Genomic DNA, 16,071 nt, shown 5'->3' with positions numbered 1-16,071 from the left:
AACAGGAGCAGCAGTATTACAACAGGCAGCACATGCCTCATGGCTCGCCCCTTTCCGATCGAACGGTGGTGTCCGGTTGAGTCTTCCAAAATGCGTCTTCCAATTGCTGCAATACATCGTCATGCATCACGATGTGTGCACGCTTGCGCAGGGCCTGAACATATTGTTCCCGAACCATGCTGTACTTGCGTCCCCGCACTCTGCGCTGCAAATCCGGCAGGACCGTGTCGTAAGGCAGAACCGAGCACCCACGCCGACCTCGGAGCTTAAGAACCACCAGATCCCTACCCAGGGTCAACACATCGCTGAGCCCTCCTTCAGGAAGGGTGGCCAACGCCGCGCGAAATACTGGGGGCAATTCACTCTCGGGCACCCAGCCTTCTCCCGGGGTGCAGCGTCCGCCAAGCCGTCTTGCCAGAAACGCAAACACGGCTCCGTTGTGCAGTTCCTCCAAGGCAGCTGAGGCCAGCTCCTGCTCCTTGAAGCGCAGTTCGCCCAACCGCACTTGGCAGCCACAGGTATACAGCTCGGCATGGCTTTCGTAGAACTCCCGGAGTTCGCCGTCTTCGGCTATGGCAAGAGGCAGCAATACCTGCGTCTGAAAGGCATCCTGCAACAGCGCATCACGGCGGACGGTCACGGCCTGCTGAAAATCTTCCCGGACGGAATAGTCGCGTTTCAAGGCCTCGCGACCAACGAGCACGTTGGTCAGCAAGGCATCGAGCACACGTTCCTTGGCCCCTTCGAGCCACGCAAGGCGGGACGTTTCATCTCCACGTTGCAACATGCGCTCTGCCTTGGCGTATTCTCGGCCCAGATCGGCCATGAAATCGGCCATGGACACCTGCTCCTCACCCACTTCGGCCAGGGTACCTTCAGAGGCAGTGGAGGACAGGGGCAACGTCACCGCCTGCAAACGGTCCTGGTGCACCACAACCTTGGCTTGTTCCCGAAGCCGGGCCACAAAGGCGTCAGCCAAAGCCGCAGTGCGTTCCTTGCGCAGGGTCTTGCCAATACGCTCCCGCATACGATCCGGGATGGCTTCCTGAGGTGCGGCTTCCACCCCCAGAGACGTGGTGTAACGTTCGATAATCGCAGCGTCCTCCACCTGCACCTGGCTTTCGATCTCCTCCCTGTACAACATCAAAATGGATTGATCGCGCACAAAGGCCTGCATGCGTCGGCGGAATTCCGCCCCACCATCCAGGCCCATGGTCAAGGCTTCCTGAGCCAGCAACCGCTCGTCGACCAGGGAACCCACAATGTCTTCCACACTCAGGGCCACATCACTGCCCGAGGTACGCATCCTGGGCTTGGCGCGATGGATATCACGCACCCGCTGCTCGATATCGGCCACGGTAATGGCTTGCCCGTTGACCTCCACAGCCACAGAGACAGCGTGGGCCATACCTGGGACATAAATCATCCAGGCCAGGGCCAATACCGCCGCAGCCGCTCGTAACGTCACACCGTGCATCCTTGCCTCCAGGTCATTGCGCCACACCAAGGGGAAGAAATTCGACAACCTCGTCTGCCATACGTCGGGCCAATTCCCCACTCGTTCGCACTCGGCCGATATCCATCGTCACCGCGTAGTCATCACCGTCACGCTGATGCTGCGCCATGAACAGAATGTCGCCGGTACGAGCGTCCACCAGATACACACTCACGGCGACCTTGGGCACCGCGTCCCAGCCAACGCCTCCGGCATCGCCATAGTCCTCCACCGACCCAAAAAGCACCGCGTCCACGCCCAGGCTCCGGCGGATATGAGACAGAGTGTCCCTGTCCACTCCTTTACGGGCCAGAACGCGGCGATCAAGCAGGAACGTCTTGACGTTGCCGTAATGCTCCACCGCGTACCCACCCCGGTCCATGAGTCCGGCGACAAAGGCCGCCGTAACCACCGGACTGGCATCGGGATGGGGGGTGCTGTTATCAAAAGGAAACACAGCCACCACTCCGATGCCACGAGTCTCAAAATCATCGCGAAGATAGATGTCACGCACACCGGCGCACCCCCCCAGCACCATGAGCAGGGCACAGACCAGTGACACTTTGACCGTCCAGGCATCAAAAATCATCAACCCACACCTTGCGCTCTTGCGGCCTGAGATCCGTCTCCTGCACCTCGGGCTGACGCGGAATGAGTGGGGATATCTCCACCCACTGCCTATTCCCGGCCTGATCCAAAACCTCCAGGGAATAGGCCACAGCCTCTGCGGGGGCCTTGACGGATGGCGGCGGCGTCCCCTGGCCGTGAAATCCGGCAACCATGTCGGAGTCACGCCCATACAAGGTCAGGTCCCAGCGCACGATGGTGTCCAAAGGTCCGGGAACCATGACCACAGTCCTGAGTGCATCGGCTTCCACAAGAGATACGGCGACCTGGGGAGCAGACGTATCCACCACCATCCACTGCACCGGCGTGATCGAGCTGTTTCCAGCACTATCCGAGACCATAAGCGAACAGGCGTACTCACCGTCGGGCACGGTGTGCCCCTTGCCGTCCTGCCCGCGCCACATGAAGAATTCAGGCAATTCACCGCGTCCGTGCTCGGAGCGCACTTCATTGCCCGAGGCATCAGTAATGCGCACAGCCCAATCACGAATCCGCAGTAATTCATCGGCCTTGGGGGTAAACAGAACACGATCCTGTACTCCGTCGTCATTGGGTGAAAGGAACCTGTCACTGAAACTCACGCTCAGTGCAGGAGGACTGTTATCCACGGTAAGCGAGGCATCGGTTTCCACGGTTACCAGCTTGTTCCAGCGGTCGGTGACATAGACCCGCAGCGGATAGGTGCGTTCGATCATCGGCGCGATCAACTCCCCGCTGAAATGCCCGTTGCCCATTGCGTGCAAGTCAATCTCCTTGTCCAGTAGATAGGCTCGCACCTGTCGCAACGGCTGGTCTCCTGGCCTGACCTCCACCACCAGCGTGGTGGGCTGGCCTCCGCGCAGGACATCAGGTTTGAATGCGGCCCGTGCAATCTCAAAGTCGGGCAGAGACGACACCTGCACGAACATTTCATCAGGAACGGAACTCAGCAAATCGGCCACGATGCGCTGCAACAAATCCTCCATGTTCCCAATACGCCCCAAACCAAGCACCGTGGTGTAGTCATCGCCGCTGGCCGATACGCTCTCCGCCCAGACAACCGAAGCGTCTCCGCATTCAACCAACTGCGCGGCGACTGTCGCCTGGGGGATATCTCCTCCGGTCATATAGGCCTGTCCGACCACCAAGGCATCCACCCCCAATTCCACTCCGAGCACTCGCAACACTGCCCGATCTATGAATTCCGCCCTACGAAGGCGATGAGTCACGCGAAACCTCTCCAGCCGATCCTGCGGCACCACCTCAAACCCGCGCCTGCCAAGCCCCGCTCCCACATAATCCGCGACATCGACCAGACTCCCCTGGTCCGCAAACATGCCCATGGGCATCACGGCCACCCGTCGCACCCGCCCCCGGGCGGATGGTTCCGCAGCCACGACGCACAGGGGCAGCAGCAGCAACCACAGCAGCAACCACACGCCTCGAGACACGCAGCTTCTCCCCAGCCAGCGGCTACCTCCCAGCATGGTCGTTGCGTAAGGCCTTGATTTGGTGGCACGCCAACGCCCCAGGCGCCTCAAGTTGATGTTCAAACAACGAGGCCAGCATCTCCACCACCACATCACGACTCAAATCAGTGCGGCTCTCCTTGCCGATACCGAGCAGTCGATCAAGGACAGTGGTTCCCTTCAGGCTGTGGGTAGATTCCCACAGGATGGTACAGGTCTTGGCGTCAATGAGCCGCAGAGACACGGAGACCTCTAGGTAGGCGTCGCCACCCTTGGTCGATTGCCCATACTCCTGCACCGCCCCAACCAGGAACGCCTGCACCCCCAGGCGACGTGCTGCGCTTTCGGCCACCGCGCGATTGATTGAGCCCTCATCCTTGCCGTGCCCCTCGCCACGCAACACCTTGGCCACCTCGCCAAACTCCACCACATCCACGCCGCGGCGCAGCATCTCCGTGGCCACCACGTGCATGACCTTCTCCTCAGCGCATTTCTCCTGAGTCAGGTTCTTGAATGGCACGATGGCCACAGACCGGACATAACTCAGGTCCGCGTCGGGGCGGACATAGTTCAAGGGCGTGGCACACCCCGTTGACAGCAGGAGTGCCGAGACAAGCCCCACGAGCGCGGCCTGCGCCACGCGCCCCCTGGACAGAATCAAACCAACTCTATTTTTCATCACACTCACCTCTAAAACTTCGCGGACAGGCCCATGGAATACTGTTGCACCTCGGTCAGAATATCGGACTGGTACCAGCTCCAGTCATAACCGACTCGCACATTAAGCATCCGGCTCAAAGTCCATACCAAGTCCATGGTAAAGACTTTTTTCTCGTCGCCATTGAGCTCCATGGACCACTCGGTATCCAGCTGGAGCTTTTTCGTCAGCAGCCAGCTGAGACTGCATTCCTGCTTGGTCGTATCCACCCCGGTGATGTGATCCTGATCCAGGCTTAGTGATCCGCGCAGATAGAAGATTCGTGAGGGTCGATAATACATGGCCACCTTGCTGAACGACGTTCGCCCCTTGGTGACAGTCAAGGCGTGTTCCGTCTCCGTCCAACTCATGTCGTGAATCAACATTGCAGTGAGGCTGCGTGTCAGTTCCAGACGCAGATTGGACTTCAGATGCCTGGCTGTGGTCACGGATTCGGATTGGTAGTTCTCATTGACAGACAGGCCGCTTTCCAGATCCAGATGCGCGCCCTGCCTGAGCAATGCACCCACATGCACCTGGGCATCGCTGCTGCAGGCCACGTTCTCCGACCCCTCGCGTGAATCCACCCGCCCCAGGGACAGGTCAACATCCAGCGTTTCCAACGGCTGGGCCCCCAGATTCGCCAGATAGGTGTCCGAGGTCCTATCCAATTCTCCGGTCTGGATTTCCAGCCGTCGTTGGTACTGACCGGTGGCCATAGCGTATGAGCCAAGCGGTTGGCTTACCCGAACCCCGATGCTATGCGTATCGCGTCGAATTTCATCCGCACCAGCCTCTTCCATGCGTCTTATCTGACTCATATTGTAGGATAACTGCAGCCAATCACGCGGCTGGTAACTCATACTCATTTGAGTATTCTTGGTTACTGCCATCTCAGAATCAGTTGAACCAACTCCATGCGTTTCCAGCGAATAGGCTTCAAGCTCTGTGACAAAAATTGGAGAGACCGTGGCGTCATTGGTCGTGTTGACCACCTTGAGATAGCGCGACTCCACCCCGGGCACGGTGATGGCGAAATAGTTCTTCTCGTCGTCGTAGACAAAGCTTGCGGAGGCGCTGATCTGGGTCCAGAAAAAGCCATCATCACTAGCAAAAAGGGCCCAGGTGAAATCAGCGGGAGTAAAAGTAGCATCAGAGGTGTACAGCCTGAGTTCGTCCACTCTTGTGGCGCGATTCAGATCAAGCCCCAGATTCCGGTTCGTGTTTCCGCCCCCCCCCGATATTGAGACCAACGCTGGTTTGCAGGTCCCCGTCGATCAGCGCACCCAGAGGGTTCAGAGCAATTTCCACACTAGGAGTTGTATCCCGGCCCAGTCCTGCCAGGGGAGCTTTCTGATTCTCTACATCGTAGGCCGTGTTCCCCACCCAGAGGTCAGTCTCGGTCACCGTATGCGTATAGCTGCCCGAGATAGACAGGGCATCATCCAGGTACCGGTCATTGAAACGCAGCCAGCCCTCGTTGGTTTGGATGTCCTGACGCACATCATCCACCAGGTTTCTGGATTCTCTCAGCCGCAGGCGGTACCCCACGCTCAGAGAATCCAGCAGTTCGTGATCGATGGTCCATAACAAGTCATCGTTCAAGGAATCAGTTTCCCGGATGGGCAGATGATCAAAGTCCCTATCCCTTCTGTAAGACAATCGGACATTGGTCCTCTCCAGGGCCGCAGTAGCAAGGTCCAGATTCCAGGATTCGGTTGTGCGGCGAGCCTCGTCGGAACCGGTGGTCAAACCATGAAGCCCCTTTTCAACCAACCGATAGCCCACATTGCCGTTCACGACGTCACTGCACACGGAAAGCCGCAGTTCGGGAACCTGCGATGTAGATCTGAGTTCATTGTTTTCAAACTCGCTCAAGTCGAAGCTCCCGGTAAAATTCACGGTGGAAGAAAGATCCTTGCTCAATCTCACCTTGTAGAGTCGTAAAAAGCTGCTATCAATACGTTCCTCATCTCCGGATTTAATCTCCGCAATACGGTAGGAGAGTTGCAGTGCCACACTGATCCTGTCTTCCGCTTCCCCCCGCAGAGGAAAGACCACTATCCATGCCAGCAGGCCCAGTCCCCAGAGGATGCATCTCCCGAACGTCCGGCCTGGGATGTCCACCTGATCCCGCACCCCGGTCATTCGTCAATGACCGCAACGCCATGGGGCCTCCTGCCCACTTGTATCAGGGAGTCGATTTTACGCATCGACGCATCCACAACCGCCAACTCGTCTGCCTCGCCGCAAACCACATAGAGCTTGCCGTGCGTCGTATCCAAGCCCATCTGCCCTGGGGCGGCGCTCATCCTCACCCGCTTCACGGCGGAACGAGTAGCCGTCTGCACAAAGGTCAGCTCATCGGCCATGGGGGCCGTCATGTAGACCATCCCGTACGGCCCACGCAGCAGGTTTCCACCACGACTGCTGGCAGACATCGCCACCGAGACATTGTACGAGGGTAAATCCACTGCCCAGAGAGAGGAGGTCCCGGCATCGGTGACAAACAAGGTATCCTCGACCACAGCCAACCCACGGGGGGCTTGCCCCACGATCACGGTACGCATCACTTCAAGGCTGTTGCCATCAATGACGGACAGGGTGCCTGAGCCAGTGTTGGCCACATACACCCTGTTCCTCTCCGCATCGAAAACAATACCACTGGGATTCCGGCCCACATCCACCACGCGCACGGGTTGCCCCATCGCGGTGTCGATGATCGTCACACAGTCCGAGGCCGGGTTGGCGACAAACAGCAATTCCCCATCCGCGGATAGAGCCAGTTCTGTGGGGGCTCGCCCCAGATTGCCGAAGCTGTCCACCACCTGTTCGGCGGCCACATCCACCACCGAAATGCACTGCCCACCATAGCTGGCGACGTACAACCGCTCTCCACCCGGAGAGGACACAAGCCCCATGGGGGCAGGTCCCACGGCAATGGACCCAACCACCTGGCCCAGAAAACGATTGATCACGGTCAGGGACGAGTCCGTCACGTTGGAGACGAAAACCAAGGACGCAGCCAGCTCAATACGCTGTTCGCTGACCGTCAGTTTAGGCAGGAACCCATCTTCTTCGCACAGCGAGGCCCCCACGAACCATTGGGCAAACAATGTCCGGCTCCGGCCCGGGTCAAGAATAAAATCAATGTCCACCAGTGCTTCGCCATCAGAGCCCTGGGGTTCCAGAGGAACGGACACGCCATCGCGCTCCACGGTGGCCCAGCGAACAGACCACGCCATGCCCACGTATCTGCCCGGTTCCATCCCCGACACGGCCAACCGTAGGCCGCCCCCAGTTTTTGCCGATGACAGCTCCGACTCCACTCCCAATGGATGTCGCCTGCCACTCTCATCGATCAGAAAAACCTCGGACAGGGCAAAGCGAATCTCCGCACCACCCGTCTCGAGGGTCTCAAAATAGAGATAAATTTGCCCCTGCCCACTCGAAAAGGCTTGCGGCATTGTATCGAGCGAAGCGCATGCGGTCGCCATCAGTGCAACCAGCAATAGAACCCCGCGCATGACCAAATGCATGAGCTTTTCCCCCGTCTTTTGCCCCCGACTCCCGGGCCGAGGCTATTCCAGACGCATCACCTGAACCCGGTTGTTGAACGTGTCGGCAACGAGCACGTCACCGGCTGCGTCCACTGCGATATCGTTGGGAAATTGAAACCACCCGTCGCGCCACCCCTTGCCTCCAAAGTCGAACAGGTGCTCCCCTTCCCAGGAATAGACATTGACCGTGTGCCGCATGTAATCCACCACCAAGACTCGCCGCCCAAGCTCGTCCAAGGCGATGCCCCGGGGTCTGCTGAGCTTGCCCGGCCCACCTCCCTTATTCCCGAAGGATCTTTGCAGCACACCATTCCCATCGAAGACATACACGCGCCCCATCTCTTCGCTGAGCAGGAACAACAGCCCGCTGGAGTCCAGCTCCATGTCGCTGATCATGGCCTGTCGTGGCGCCTCGCCACCCACCGAATCCTCCACATTCAGCAGCCGCACGAATGCCCCATCGGCATCAAGGATGACCAACCCGGTAAAGCGGTCCCCTGTTACGTAGAATTCGCCTTGCGGAGTCACGAGTAAATTGCGGGGGCGGAATGCTTCCGCTCCTGCAAATCCCTGAAACACAATGTCCCGTTCCCATGACAGAGCGGGATTGAACACAGAGATTCTGGATTGCGTACCTCCCTTACCGGGGACCTGGGCCACGTACACATAGCCATCGCCACCCACAGCAACTCCTACCGGACTCTCCAGGCCATCAGAAACTCCAATTGAGAGGAGAGGATACAGATCATAGGTATAGACAAGGACTCTGGAGTTGCCGCCGTCAACGACATAGACCTCTCCATTGTCCCGATCCACGAACACACGCGACGGAAACGACATCCTCAAGCCGTCGTAATCCTCAAAGACGGTCCCGATTACCTCCGCCTTTTCAGCTACGACCACATCTTGGGGTGAGAATTGCCCCAGGACCACGGGCTCTTCCTGAAGTGGCATCTCTTCTTGCGCAGTACCCTCCTGCGCTGCGGCCAACTGCAACAGCCCGATCAAAACAAGTGCTGTGCAGGTGATCAGACGCCAGAGGAAAAAATTCATGATTCCACCCTATACATGTCGGGCGAGATGGTGAGAGGGGGGACATGAGCCCCCCTGTTGTCCCATGGTGGAGGATCGGCAGGATGTTCACCATAGATGTCTTGCTGACCCCATTATCAACCGCGTTGCTTGTTATGACAGCCCAGGCATCCGTAACTGACGGTGCTACCGGCCACTTGAGCCGTGTAGTCCCAGCGCAACAGATCGTCGTAGGGCGTACCATGGGCCCTGTGGCATGAAACGCACGCTACCTGTGCCCCGCTGACAGTATAGGCCGTACCCGGATCCATGCCCGTGACATCCGAGAAGGCGAACGGGTTTTCGCGGTAGTTCACCGTAGCCGTCCAACCGCTCGTTGTGGGGATGTCATTGTCCGTGGGATGCCGAAGCCAGTTGCTGCCATCACTCGTGTTGGACAGGGAGTGGAAATCCGGGTGACAGTTGGCGCAGAGCTTATTGATGCCCGCATTGGCATCAGAGCTGTAGATGTTATGTTCACCATTCGCACCCGTCGCGGAGCCGGATATCCCGGCCTCCCAGTCAGCGGCGCCTATGCCCAGGACGGCGTCCTGAGTGCTGGCGATCTGCAAATAGCGATAGCCCTCCTTGGCCCCATGGTGGAAACCCATGATGCCCGCGTCGTTGCCGTCGACCCTGGCGTCGCCATGACAGCCGTTTCTGCCCGCGCAGGTCAGGGCCTGGGCATCCTGATCGCCCTTGCCGGAGTTCATGCCCCCGGACAAGCCTGGGATGTTCGTCGCGATCAGCGTTTCGTCTTCACCCAGGGTAGGCAGGGCGATGTCCACATTGTGCACTCCCGCATCGCTAGCCACTCCACCCACACCCTCCTTGAAGGTTCCACCGGCGCAGGAGTCTTGGTTGTAGGTGCCGTCCACCACAGGGGCGACACCACCCAGGCCACCATTGGTATGGCAACCGATGCAGTTATTGATCGTCAAATGGGCCATGCCCGTCGCGCTACTGCCCATGGTCGACCCATCCTGAGAACTATGCATGGTATGGCATTCCACACACGAACCGGACACCGCCGCCCACGCCGCGGAGGCCGCCAACGCCCCAATAAGGCCCAGCACCGCTACTCGAACCACGTTACGCATCCATTGCCTGTGTCTCATATCTTTCTCCTTCCGCTCTTCCTGGAGCCCTGCGCGTAGTGCACTCCCCAAGATGTACATATTTATGCAAGTGGGCCATGCCCACCACATACAGACTAGGGTTTTACGTGTCAATATAAAATCGTAAAAAATGTTGAATAGCGTAAACAAAACTGGCTTACACTGGCATCAATTAGGGTCTTACATAAAAGATTTCGACAACACGCTAGAATCGTTGAGTTTTTATTGCTTTACGTTGGCTCAAGCCTGAATGTCGAGTCCAAGTATGGCTTCGATCATGAGAGGACGATACTTACTTCATCTGATGATCCAGCTCATGTTTCGATGCCGGGGGTACATCGTGTTGCTAGCCTTCTCAAACGTTGGCTATTGGGTACACATCAAGGATCTTTCGTTCCTGAGCATCTACAATCCTACTTGGAAGAATTTACTTTCCAATTTAACCGGCGTAACTCCCGTAGTAGAGGTCTCGTTTTCCGCAGACTCATGGAGCAGGCCATGGTTACCTCACCAGTAACTGATACTGAAGTAACTTTTGGCTATGATTGGCTCGACGGTAAACAGAAGAGGAGCTAACCGACTACCCCCCTTATTTTATTCTCTTGCCTCATCCCGCAATCAGCTCATGCGCCGTACCGTGGCAATCGCCACACTTGATGGTGTCATGCATCATCGTCTTGGAGTGCGGCTCTCCATGGCACTTACTGCACGGATCAATTTCACCGTGTTTTACATGGCAGCCAGAACAGGGGACATTGGTGTGCTTTGTCACATTCTTTGCCAGACTAATCTGCACTTCAGCATGGCATCCCGCACATATTGCTGAGGAAACATTATCATCATATGCCACTGACTTTGGCTGGTGCACAGGATGGCAGGACATGCATTCAGCAGATGTCATCTTCACTTGAGGACTATGCGAGTCGTGACAATCCGCACATTCAGGAATCTTGCCGTGGTTGTCGGCATGACAGTCATCACATCCCACCTGGCTTGAATGGGCACTGGGATTCATCGCCAATTCACCAGCCACTTGCTTATGGCAGGTGCCACATTCAGGCGAAAGATTCTCCATACCCATCAGCAGAGGACGATGCACATCAGCGTGACACTTGTAACAATCCTTCAGGGACGCCTCAGAGCCGTGATACTCACCACCATCCGGGCCCACGTGGCAGGTGCCGCATTTGGGCATAATTTCCAGATAATTCAGTTTGCGAGGACTATATGCGTGGTATTGCTCGTGACACTTCACACAAGCAATCTTGTGTTTCCCCCCATCCTCACGAATGGCATCATATACAGGGATATGGCATTGACCACACTGCTCTGTTTTCAGCGGAGAAACGCCGATGTCATACAGGGCAATCTCGTGCCTTTCTTGCTGTGGTGGAACCACAGACATCAGTTCCGCGGGTCCTCCCCCGGCAGGTGTCCTCTTCTCGCAGGCCGCCACGCAGACCAGGCAGACCGCAAGACCAAGCAGCACCAATCCATTGACCAATCTCATATCATTCACCTCATGCTGTCGCCGTTACAAAAATCAAAAATCATAAATCATCGCGCCGATTGCTCCCGGCCCGTGCTATCGCCGCAGATCGTGCGCCGTGCCGTGGCAGTCGCTACAATCTTTAAATTTTTCAAGCATGGCCTCTGGATGCGACCGCCCATGACAGACGAAGCAGGTAGGAACGGCCTTGTGCTCCGAACGGTGGCAATTGTCACAAGCCAAGTCATGGTGCTTTGTCGTATTGACGGCGAGCACGTTGAAGGCTTTTTCATGACATGACTTGCAGTATTCAGAAGGTGTCCCTCGTTCGTACTTGACGACCAGCGGCATATGTGCCGGGTGGCAGGTCATGCAGGACTCCTGATCCATACTTTCGTTATGCGAGGAATGGCAGTCCAGACATGTAGGAACCTCGCGATGGCTAGTGTGACATTCGTTGCAGGCCATACTGGCGTGGGCACTGGGGTGATTCTTGACCTCCAGGCCCTGCTCGCTGTGACAGGTCAGACACGGCTCTGTAATTTGGCCCTCAAGGACCAAATTCAAAGGAGCATGTCCTGATGAATGACATTGGCTACAATTATCCAGAGAATAATGCGCTTTGCCTGTATGGCACATGGAGCATTGCGGAACAGCCTGCGTGCCCTGCGGTGGATGCTCTGTGTGGCAATCCAGACAGCCAACAGCAGTACTGTGCTTGCCACCATGAAGGGCTACCTGGACAGGTTCCTGGGGATGGCACACAATGCAGTGATCATTGGTTATCTCTATCTCAGGGGAGACACTTTGCGCCATTGCAACCGAGCAGCACAAAACCAGAATCACGGCGACTCCAAGAACTTCCGCGACAGCGAACCTCATTTTCAACAAACCTAATCCCATTTTAATTCCTCCCAACCCTTCCCACTCGGCCCAATAGGTTTTGTATTGACTATTTCTTCGTCTGACATTTCCCCCTCCCCGCACGGCCAAAAACGGCTGAACGGACAAGGCCTGTGAGCATCTGTCCCATCTCACTGAATTTATTAAGATTGCAAAATGTATGCCAAGTTATTATTCCAGTGGTAGATTCATTTTCCAGCGAAATAATTGATCTTTTCAATGCATACAGCTGGCACAAACCACCCTGAAACCGTGCACCGCTCGAAATCGAACGCTTACATTCGAGCGCCGAGCCCTGTTCCACCCCCTAAAAAGCGCCGCCTGACACATCCTTTACGATGTTTCAGGCGGCGCTTGCACGACCAGAATTTCCCCCACCCGGGGCTACTGTGTCATCCGTCGATCAGGCGGTAGATCTTATTACGATCCCAATGAAGGTACTCGGCCGCCTGCGTCTTATTGTTGCCAAAGCGGTCGACGGCCTTGAGCACGAGTTGCCGCTTCAGGTCGTTGAGGAACTCGTCCAAATCAAAGGGTTCGTCAGGCAGGGCCAAATCGGACAACTCGAACAGGCTGCATGACCGACTCCAGCCTCCGCTGGCGCGGGGTCTGGGCGCCAGAAATTCCAGATGCTCTGTCCTGAGTTCCTCGTCGTCGTAGATCAATACGGCCCGCTCGATGGCATTCTTCAGCTCTCGCACATTGCCCTTCCACGGATAGGCCCTGAGCATATCCAAAGCGGCCCTGGACAAGCCCTTGAAACGCTTCTTCTTGCTCTTGGCCTCATCCTCCAGGAACAACTGCGCCAGAGGTGCGATATCCTCCTTGCGTTGGCGGAGGGGCAAGATGGTGAAATAGCCTATCTTCAGGCGATGAAAGAGGTCACGCCGGAAAGTCCCCTCCTCCACCATCTTCTCCAAACTGCAATTCGTAGCACAGATGATGCGCGCCTCAAGATTGATCTTTTTGATGCCACCCACCCTATAAAACTTACGACTTTCCAGCACGCGCAGCAGCTTGGGCTGGATGTGCAGGGGCAATTCGCCGATCTCATCCAGGAACACCGTGCCCTTGCCAGCAGCCTCCAGCTTGCCCGTGGAACCCTTGCGGTCACTGCCTGTGAAGGCTCCTGCCTCATAGCCAAACAATTCACTCTCAAACAGATTCTCGGAGATAGCGGCACAGTTGATGTCCATGAAAGGGGCCTTGAAACCGTCTTCCCCATAATGAATGAGCCTAGCCACAATCTCCTTGCCCGTGCCCGTCTCACCCTCGATGAGCACGGGGACATCGGTATTCGCATGATACAATCGGGCGTCGATGACAATCTGCTGCATGCAGGGCGAGGAAACAACGATATTCCCCACCCCGGTCACCCTGCGCAACTGCTCCCGGGCGCGCTGCAAGTCGGAAGTGGCCTCCATAATACGCCGATCACTGCATTGTGAAAGGTCCCTGTTCTCCAGAAGCAAGGCTTGATGCTCGGCGCTGCGCTCTACCACGGCGGCCAGTTCCCGGGCGTCCAACGGCTTCTTCAGAAAGTCGTAGGCCCCCAGCCTGAGCGCCTTGACCGCAATCTCAATTTCGCCGTGCCCGGTAATGATGATCACATCGCTGGAGAACATCAGCTTGCTTTTCTTGACCCGTTCCAAAAATTCTAAACCGTCGATACCCGGCATGCACACATCGGTGATGATCACCGGATAATATGCCTCAGCACAAAGCTTGAGTGCCGCGGCAGCGTCCCCGCACAACACAGCCTCATACCCAAGCATGGTGATCATATCCCCTAGACTGGACAGGCTGATGGGCTCATCGTCCACAATCAGAACTTTCATTCAGCTCTTCCCCTCCTGCAGGCTGCGGCCCGGCCCCCTTGAGAAGCGACACTTCAAGCTTCACCCCCTTGAGATGTTCCGAAACACCGGCTGTTATCTTGCCGTTCCAGGAGTTTACGAAAGTCTGGACCAGGGACAACCCCAGCCCCATACTCCCACCATGCTTCTTGGTCGTGTAGAACGGCTCGAATATTCTTTCCGGTTCGTCCGCAAATCCGGGGCCGTTGTCTTCCACGACCAAGGTCACATGCTGCGCGTTAGCGAGGGTGGAGATGGCGACGAGCTTGTTGCGCTGCTCGTGGTTGTCATGGCTGTCGATGGCGTTGACCATGAGATTGATGACCACCTCCTCAAGTTGGATGCCATTGGCCCGAACCAGCGTTGGTGCCGCCTCCAACTCCAGCGATAGCCTGATGCCGTGATAGGCCAACCTGGCGGACATCAAGGTCAAGGCACGCTTCACGGCCAGATTGAGATCCACGATCCCGACCTCCACGTCGTCACCCTTGCGGATAAGCATGCGCATATGGTCGATGACCGAGGCGATCCTATCCGCGGCTCCCTGAATTTTTCCCAACTGCTCCAAGAGCACCTGCGGCTCCACCTGCAGTTCCCTCTCGATGAGCATCATCAGACCAGTGGCCCACAGTTTCAGCGCGTTCAGTGGCTGATTCACCTCATGGACAATGCCACAGCTCATAGTGGCCAGCAACTCCGTTCTGGTGGCGCGCTGCAACTGCTCGGAGAGCTTCACCTCCTCGGTGACGTCGGAGTACATGACGACCCCCTGAACCACCAATCCATCATTGTTACGGATGGGGCAGGCGATGATCCTGAACATCCGCTTGGCGCCTCGCACCGACAGCTCCTTGAACTGGGTATGGACCTCACCGTCGGTGAACAAGGTTGCACACGGGCAGAGGGGGCAAGGGTCCTGACGGCCCACCAGAGAATAACAGTGAGTTCCAATACTGAAAACAGCATCCGGGAACCAATCCTTGAACGTGCTATTGGCAGCCACCACGCGCAACTCAATATCCAAAAGCAGCATCCCGCCCGGAAGATTTTCAGTGATCGTCCGATAACGACGCTCTCCTTCGCGCAACTGATCCTCGGCATGACGACGCTTGGTAACGTCCACAGCGACTCCGGCCAGCCGGTAGACCGTGCCCTGGGCATCAAGCACCGGAAACACTCGCCAGTGCACCCAGCTCAACTCCCCGTCGGGGCGCTGGATGCAACATTCACAGTCCGCCACCCGGTTCGCCCGTGCTTCTTTCAAGGTTTGGCAGACAGAGTCCCTGTCAGTTGGATGAATGGATTCAATGAATTTGGACGGATCCGCGAGGATTGCAGCAGGAGACTGCCCCCAGATGCGCTCGTACCCAGGACTGGCATAGAGTAGGTGGTCGCTGTCGGCCTCCCGTACCCAAAAGAATACATGCGCATTTTCTACCATTTGGCGAAAGCGTTCCTCACTCTCGCCCAGCGATTCCTCCGCGCGCATGCGCTCCAGGACCTGGTCCTTGAACCGCCTGTTGGAATTCACCAACTGGCGTGTCCTGTTGGCGACCATCTTTCTAAGGCTGAAGGCCCATAACAGCACGATCAGGGCAGCAACACCCACGGCAATGAACCATTTGCCTTTCAGCAGAATCCGCCACAGCTCCAGCAGGTCTATTTCGTCCTCATCACCCTCCATGGGCATCATCTGGACAGGGACGTATTGAACCTGTTCCTCCTTGCGTGTATCGCTCACCGCGCAATCCTCCTGTTTCCTGCTGATCGTATATGAAAATATCCTGCCCGACCAATTCCCGGCCGA

14 protein-coding genes and 1 pseudogene are annotated in these 16,071 nt (G+C 56.9%); 2 read left to right on the top strand and 13 right to left on the bottom strand.

What is annotated here, in order from left to right:
* Positions 1-37 precede the first annotated feature (37 nt).
* The 9 genes from ACTVJH_RS13945 to ACTVJH_RS13905 all read right to left on the bottom strand — a co-directional run bounded on the left by ACTVJH_RS13945 (position 38) and on the right by ACTVJH_RS13905 (position 9,926).
* Complete coding sequence (locus ACTVJH_RS13945) at positions 38-1,477, bottom strand: peptidylprolyl isomerase (RefSeq protein WP_455991928.1); 1,440 nt, start codon at positions 1,475-1,477, stop codon at positions 38-40.
* A 13-nt stretch (positions 1,478-1,490) separates the two neighbouring features.
* Positions 1,491-2,084 (bottom strand): GNA1162 family protein, encoded by a 594-nt coding sequence (locus ACTVJH_RS13940; RefSeq protein WP_455991926.1) that lies wholly within the window; start codon positions 2,082-2,084, stop codon positions 1,491-1,493.
* The gene (locus ACTVJH_RS13935) at positions 2,074-3,444 is read right to left on the bottom strand and encodes a hypothetical protein (RefSeq protein WP_455991924.1); all 1,371 of its coding nucleotides are present in this window, start codon (positions 3,442-3,444) and stop codon (positions 2,074-2,076) included. The genes ACTVJH_RS13940 and ACTVJH_RS13935 overlap by 11 nt, the downstream gene beginning before the upstream one ends.
* A gap of 130 nt (positions 3,445-3,574) precedes the next feature.
* Positions 3,575-4,249 carry a GNA1162 family protein gene (locus ACTVJH_RS13930; protein ID WP_455991921.1) on the bottom strand — a complete coding sequence of 225 codons (675 nt, stop codon included), beginning with the start codon at positions 4,247-4,249 and terminating at the stop codon, positions 3,575-3,577.
* 11 nt (positions 4,250-4,260) lie between these two features.
* Positions 4,261-5,520 (bottom strand): hypothetical protein, encoded by a 1,260-nt coding sequence (locus tag ACTVJH_RS13925; RefSeq protein WP_455991919.1) that lies wholly within the window; start codon positions 5,518-5,520, stop codon positions 4,261-4,263.
* On the bottom strand, positions 5,468-6,415 hold the full coding sequence (locus ACTVJH_RS13920; RefSeq protein WP_455991916.1) for a hypothetical protein: 948 nt from the start codon (positions 6,413-6,415) through the stop codon (positions 5,468-5,470). Before ACTVJH_RS13920 ends, ACTVJH_RS13925 begins: the two co-directional genes overlap by 53 nt.
* The gene (locus ACTVJH_RS13915) at positions 6,412-7,536 is read right to left on the bottom strand and encodes a YVTN family beta-propeller repeat protein (RefSeq protein ID WP_455991952.1); all 1,125 of its coding nucleotides are present in this window, start codon (positions 7,534-7,536) and stop codon (positions 6,412-6,414) included. Before ACTVJH_RS13915 ends, ACTVJH_RS13920 begins: the two co-directional genes overlap by 4 nt.
* 312 nt (positions 7,537-7,848) lie before the next feature.
* Positions 7,849-8,880, bottom strand: coding sequence for an NHL repeat-containing protein (locus ACTVJH_RS13910; RefSeq protein ID WP_455991914.1), 1,032 nt, complete (start codon positions 8,878-8,880; stop codon positions 7,849-7,851).
* A 116-nt stretch (positions 8,881-8,996) separates the two neighbouring features.
* A complete protein-coding gene (locus ACTVJH_RS13905) occupies positions 8,997-9,926 on the bottom strand; it encodes a cytochrome c3 family protein (RefSeq protein ID WP_455991912.1) in 930 nt (309 codons plus the stop codon).
* Between the two features lie 357 nt (positions 9,927-10,283).
* On the opposite strand from ACTVJH_RS13905, the pseudogene ACTVJH_RS13900 reads away from it, so the two are divergent.
* A pseudogene (locus ACTVJH_RS13900) lies at positions 10,284-10,592 on the top strand (transposase); the annotation flags it as partial.
* Positions 10,593-10,623: 31 nt separating this feature from the next.
* Here the strand turns inward: ACTVJH_RS13900 and ACTVJH_RS13895 are convergent.
* Positions 10,624-11,526, bottom strand: coding sequence for a hypothetical protein (locus ACTVJH_RS13895; RefSeq protein ID WP_455991909.1), 903 nt, complete (start codon positions 11,524-11,526; stop codon positions 10,624-10,626).
* Between the two features lie 75 nt (positions 11,527-11,601).
* Positions 11,602-11,877 (bottom strand): hypothetical protein, encoded by a 276-nt coding sequence (locus ACTVJH_RS13890; RefSeq protein WP_455991906.1) that lies wholly within the window; start codon positions 11,875-11,877, stop codon positions 11,602-11,604.
* 213 nt (positions 11,878-12,090) lie between these two features.
* On the opposite strand from ACTVJH_RS13890, the gene ACTVJH_RS13885 reads away from it, so the two are divergent.
* Positions 12,091-12,402 (top strand): hypothetical protein, encoded by a 312-nt coding sequence (locus ACTVJH_RS13885; protein WP_455991904.1) that lies wholly within the window; start codon positions 12,091-12,093, stop codon positions 12,400-12,402.
* 398 nt (positions 12,403-12,800) lie between these two features.
* Here ACTVJH_RS13885 and ACTVJH_RS13880 read toward each other — a convergent pair whose 3' ends face one another.
* Entirely contained in the window at positions 12,801-14,246 is a 1,446-nt protein-coding gene (locus ACTVJH_RS13880) for a sigma-54-dependent transcriptional regulator (RefSeq protein ID WP_455991901.1), read from the bottom strand.
* Positions 14,221-16,071, bottom strand: a 1,851-nt coding sequence (locus ACTVJH_RS13875) for a PAS domain S-box protein (RefSeq protein WP_455991898.1), incomplete at its 5' end; no start/stop codon positions are given. The genes ACTVJH_RS13875 and ACTVJH_RS13880, both read right to left, overlap by 26 nt.

This window comes from Desulfoplanes sp. PS50 (assembly GCF_053851535.1).
This window is presented reverse-complemented; position numbering and strand designations above follow the sequence as displayed.

Bases quoted from the DNA above. Each gene is read 5' to 3' on its own strand.
- ACTVJH_RS13945 (WP_455991928.1), bottom strand. From the start codon at position 1,477: ATGCACGGTGTGACGTTACGAGCGGCTGCGGCGGTATTGGCCCTGGCC.
- ACTVJH_RS13915 (WP_455991952.1), bottom strand. From the start codon at position 7,536: ATGGAACCGGGCAGATACGTGGGCATGGCGTGGTCTGTTCGCTGGGCC.
- ACTVJH_RS13895 (WP_455991909.1), bottom strand. From the start codon at position 11,526: ATGAGATTGGTCAATGGATTGGTGCTGCTTGGTCTTGCGGTCTGCCTG.
- ACTVJH_RS13880 (WP_455991901.1), bottom strand. From the start codon at position 14,246: ATGAAAGTTCTGATTGTGGACGATGAGCCCATCAGCCTGTCCAGTCTA.
- ACTVJH_RS13890 (WP_455991906.1), bottom strand. From the start codon at position 11,877: ATGACCTGCCACCCGGCACATATGCCGCTGGTCGTCAAGTACGAACGA.
- ACTVJH_RS13935 (WP_455991924.1), bottom strand. From the start codon at position 3,444: ATGGGCATGTTTGCGGACCAGGGGAGTCTGGTCGATGTCGCGGATTAT.
- ACTVJH_RS13920 (WP_455991916.1), bottom strand. From the start codon at position 6,415: ATGACCGGGGTGCGGGATCAGGTGGACATCCCAGGCCGGACGTTCGGG.
- ACTVJH_RS13910 (WP_455991914.1), bottom strand. From the start codon at position 8,880: ATGAATTTTTTCCTCTGGCGTCTGATCACCTGCACAGCACTTGTTTTG.
- ACTVJH_RS13885 (WP_455991904.1), top strand. From the start codon at position 12,091: ATGACATTGGCTACAATTATCCAGAGAATAATGCGCTTTGCCTGTATG.
- ACTVJH_RS13930 (WP_455991921.1), bottom strand. From the start codon at position 4,249: ATGAAAAATAGAGTTGGTTTGATTCTGTCCAGGGGGCGCGTGGCGCAG.
- ACTVJH_RS13940 (WP_455991926.1), bottom strand. From the start codon at position 2,084: ATGATTTTTGATGCCTGGACGGTCAAAGTGTCACTGGTCTGTGCCCTG.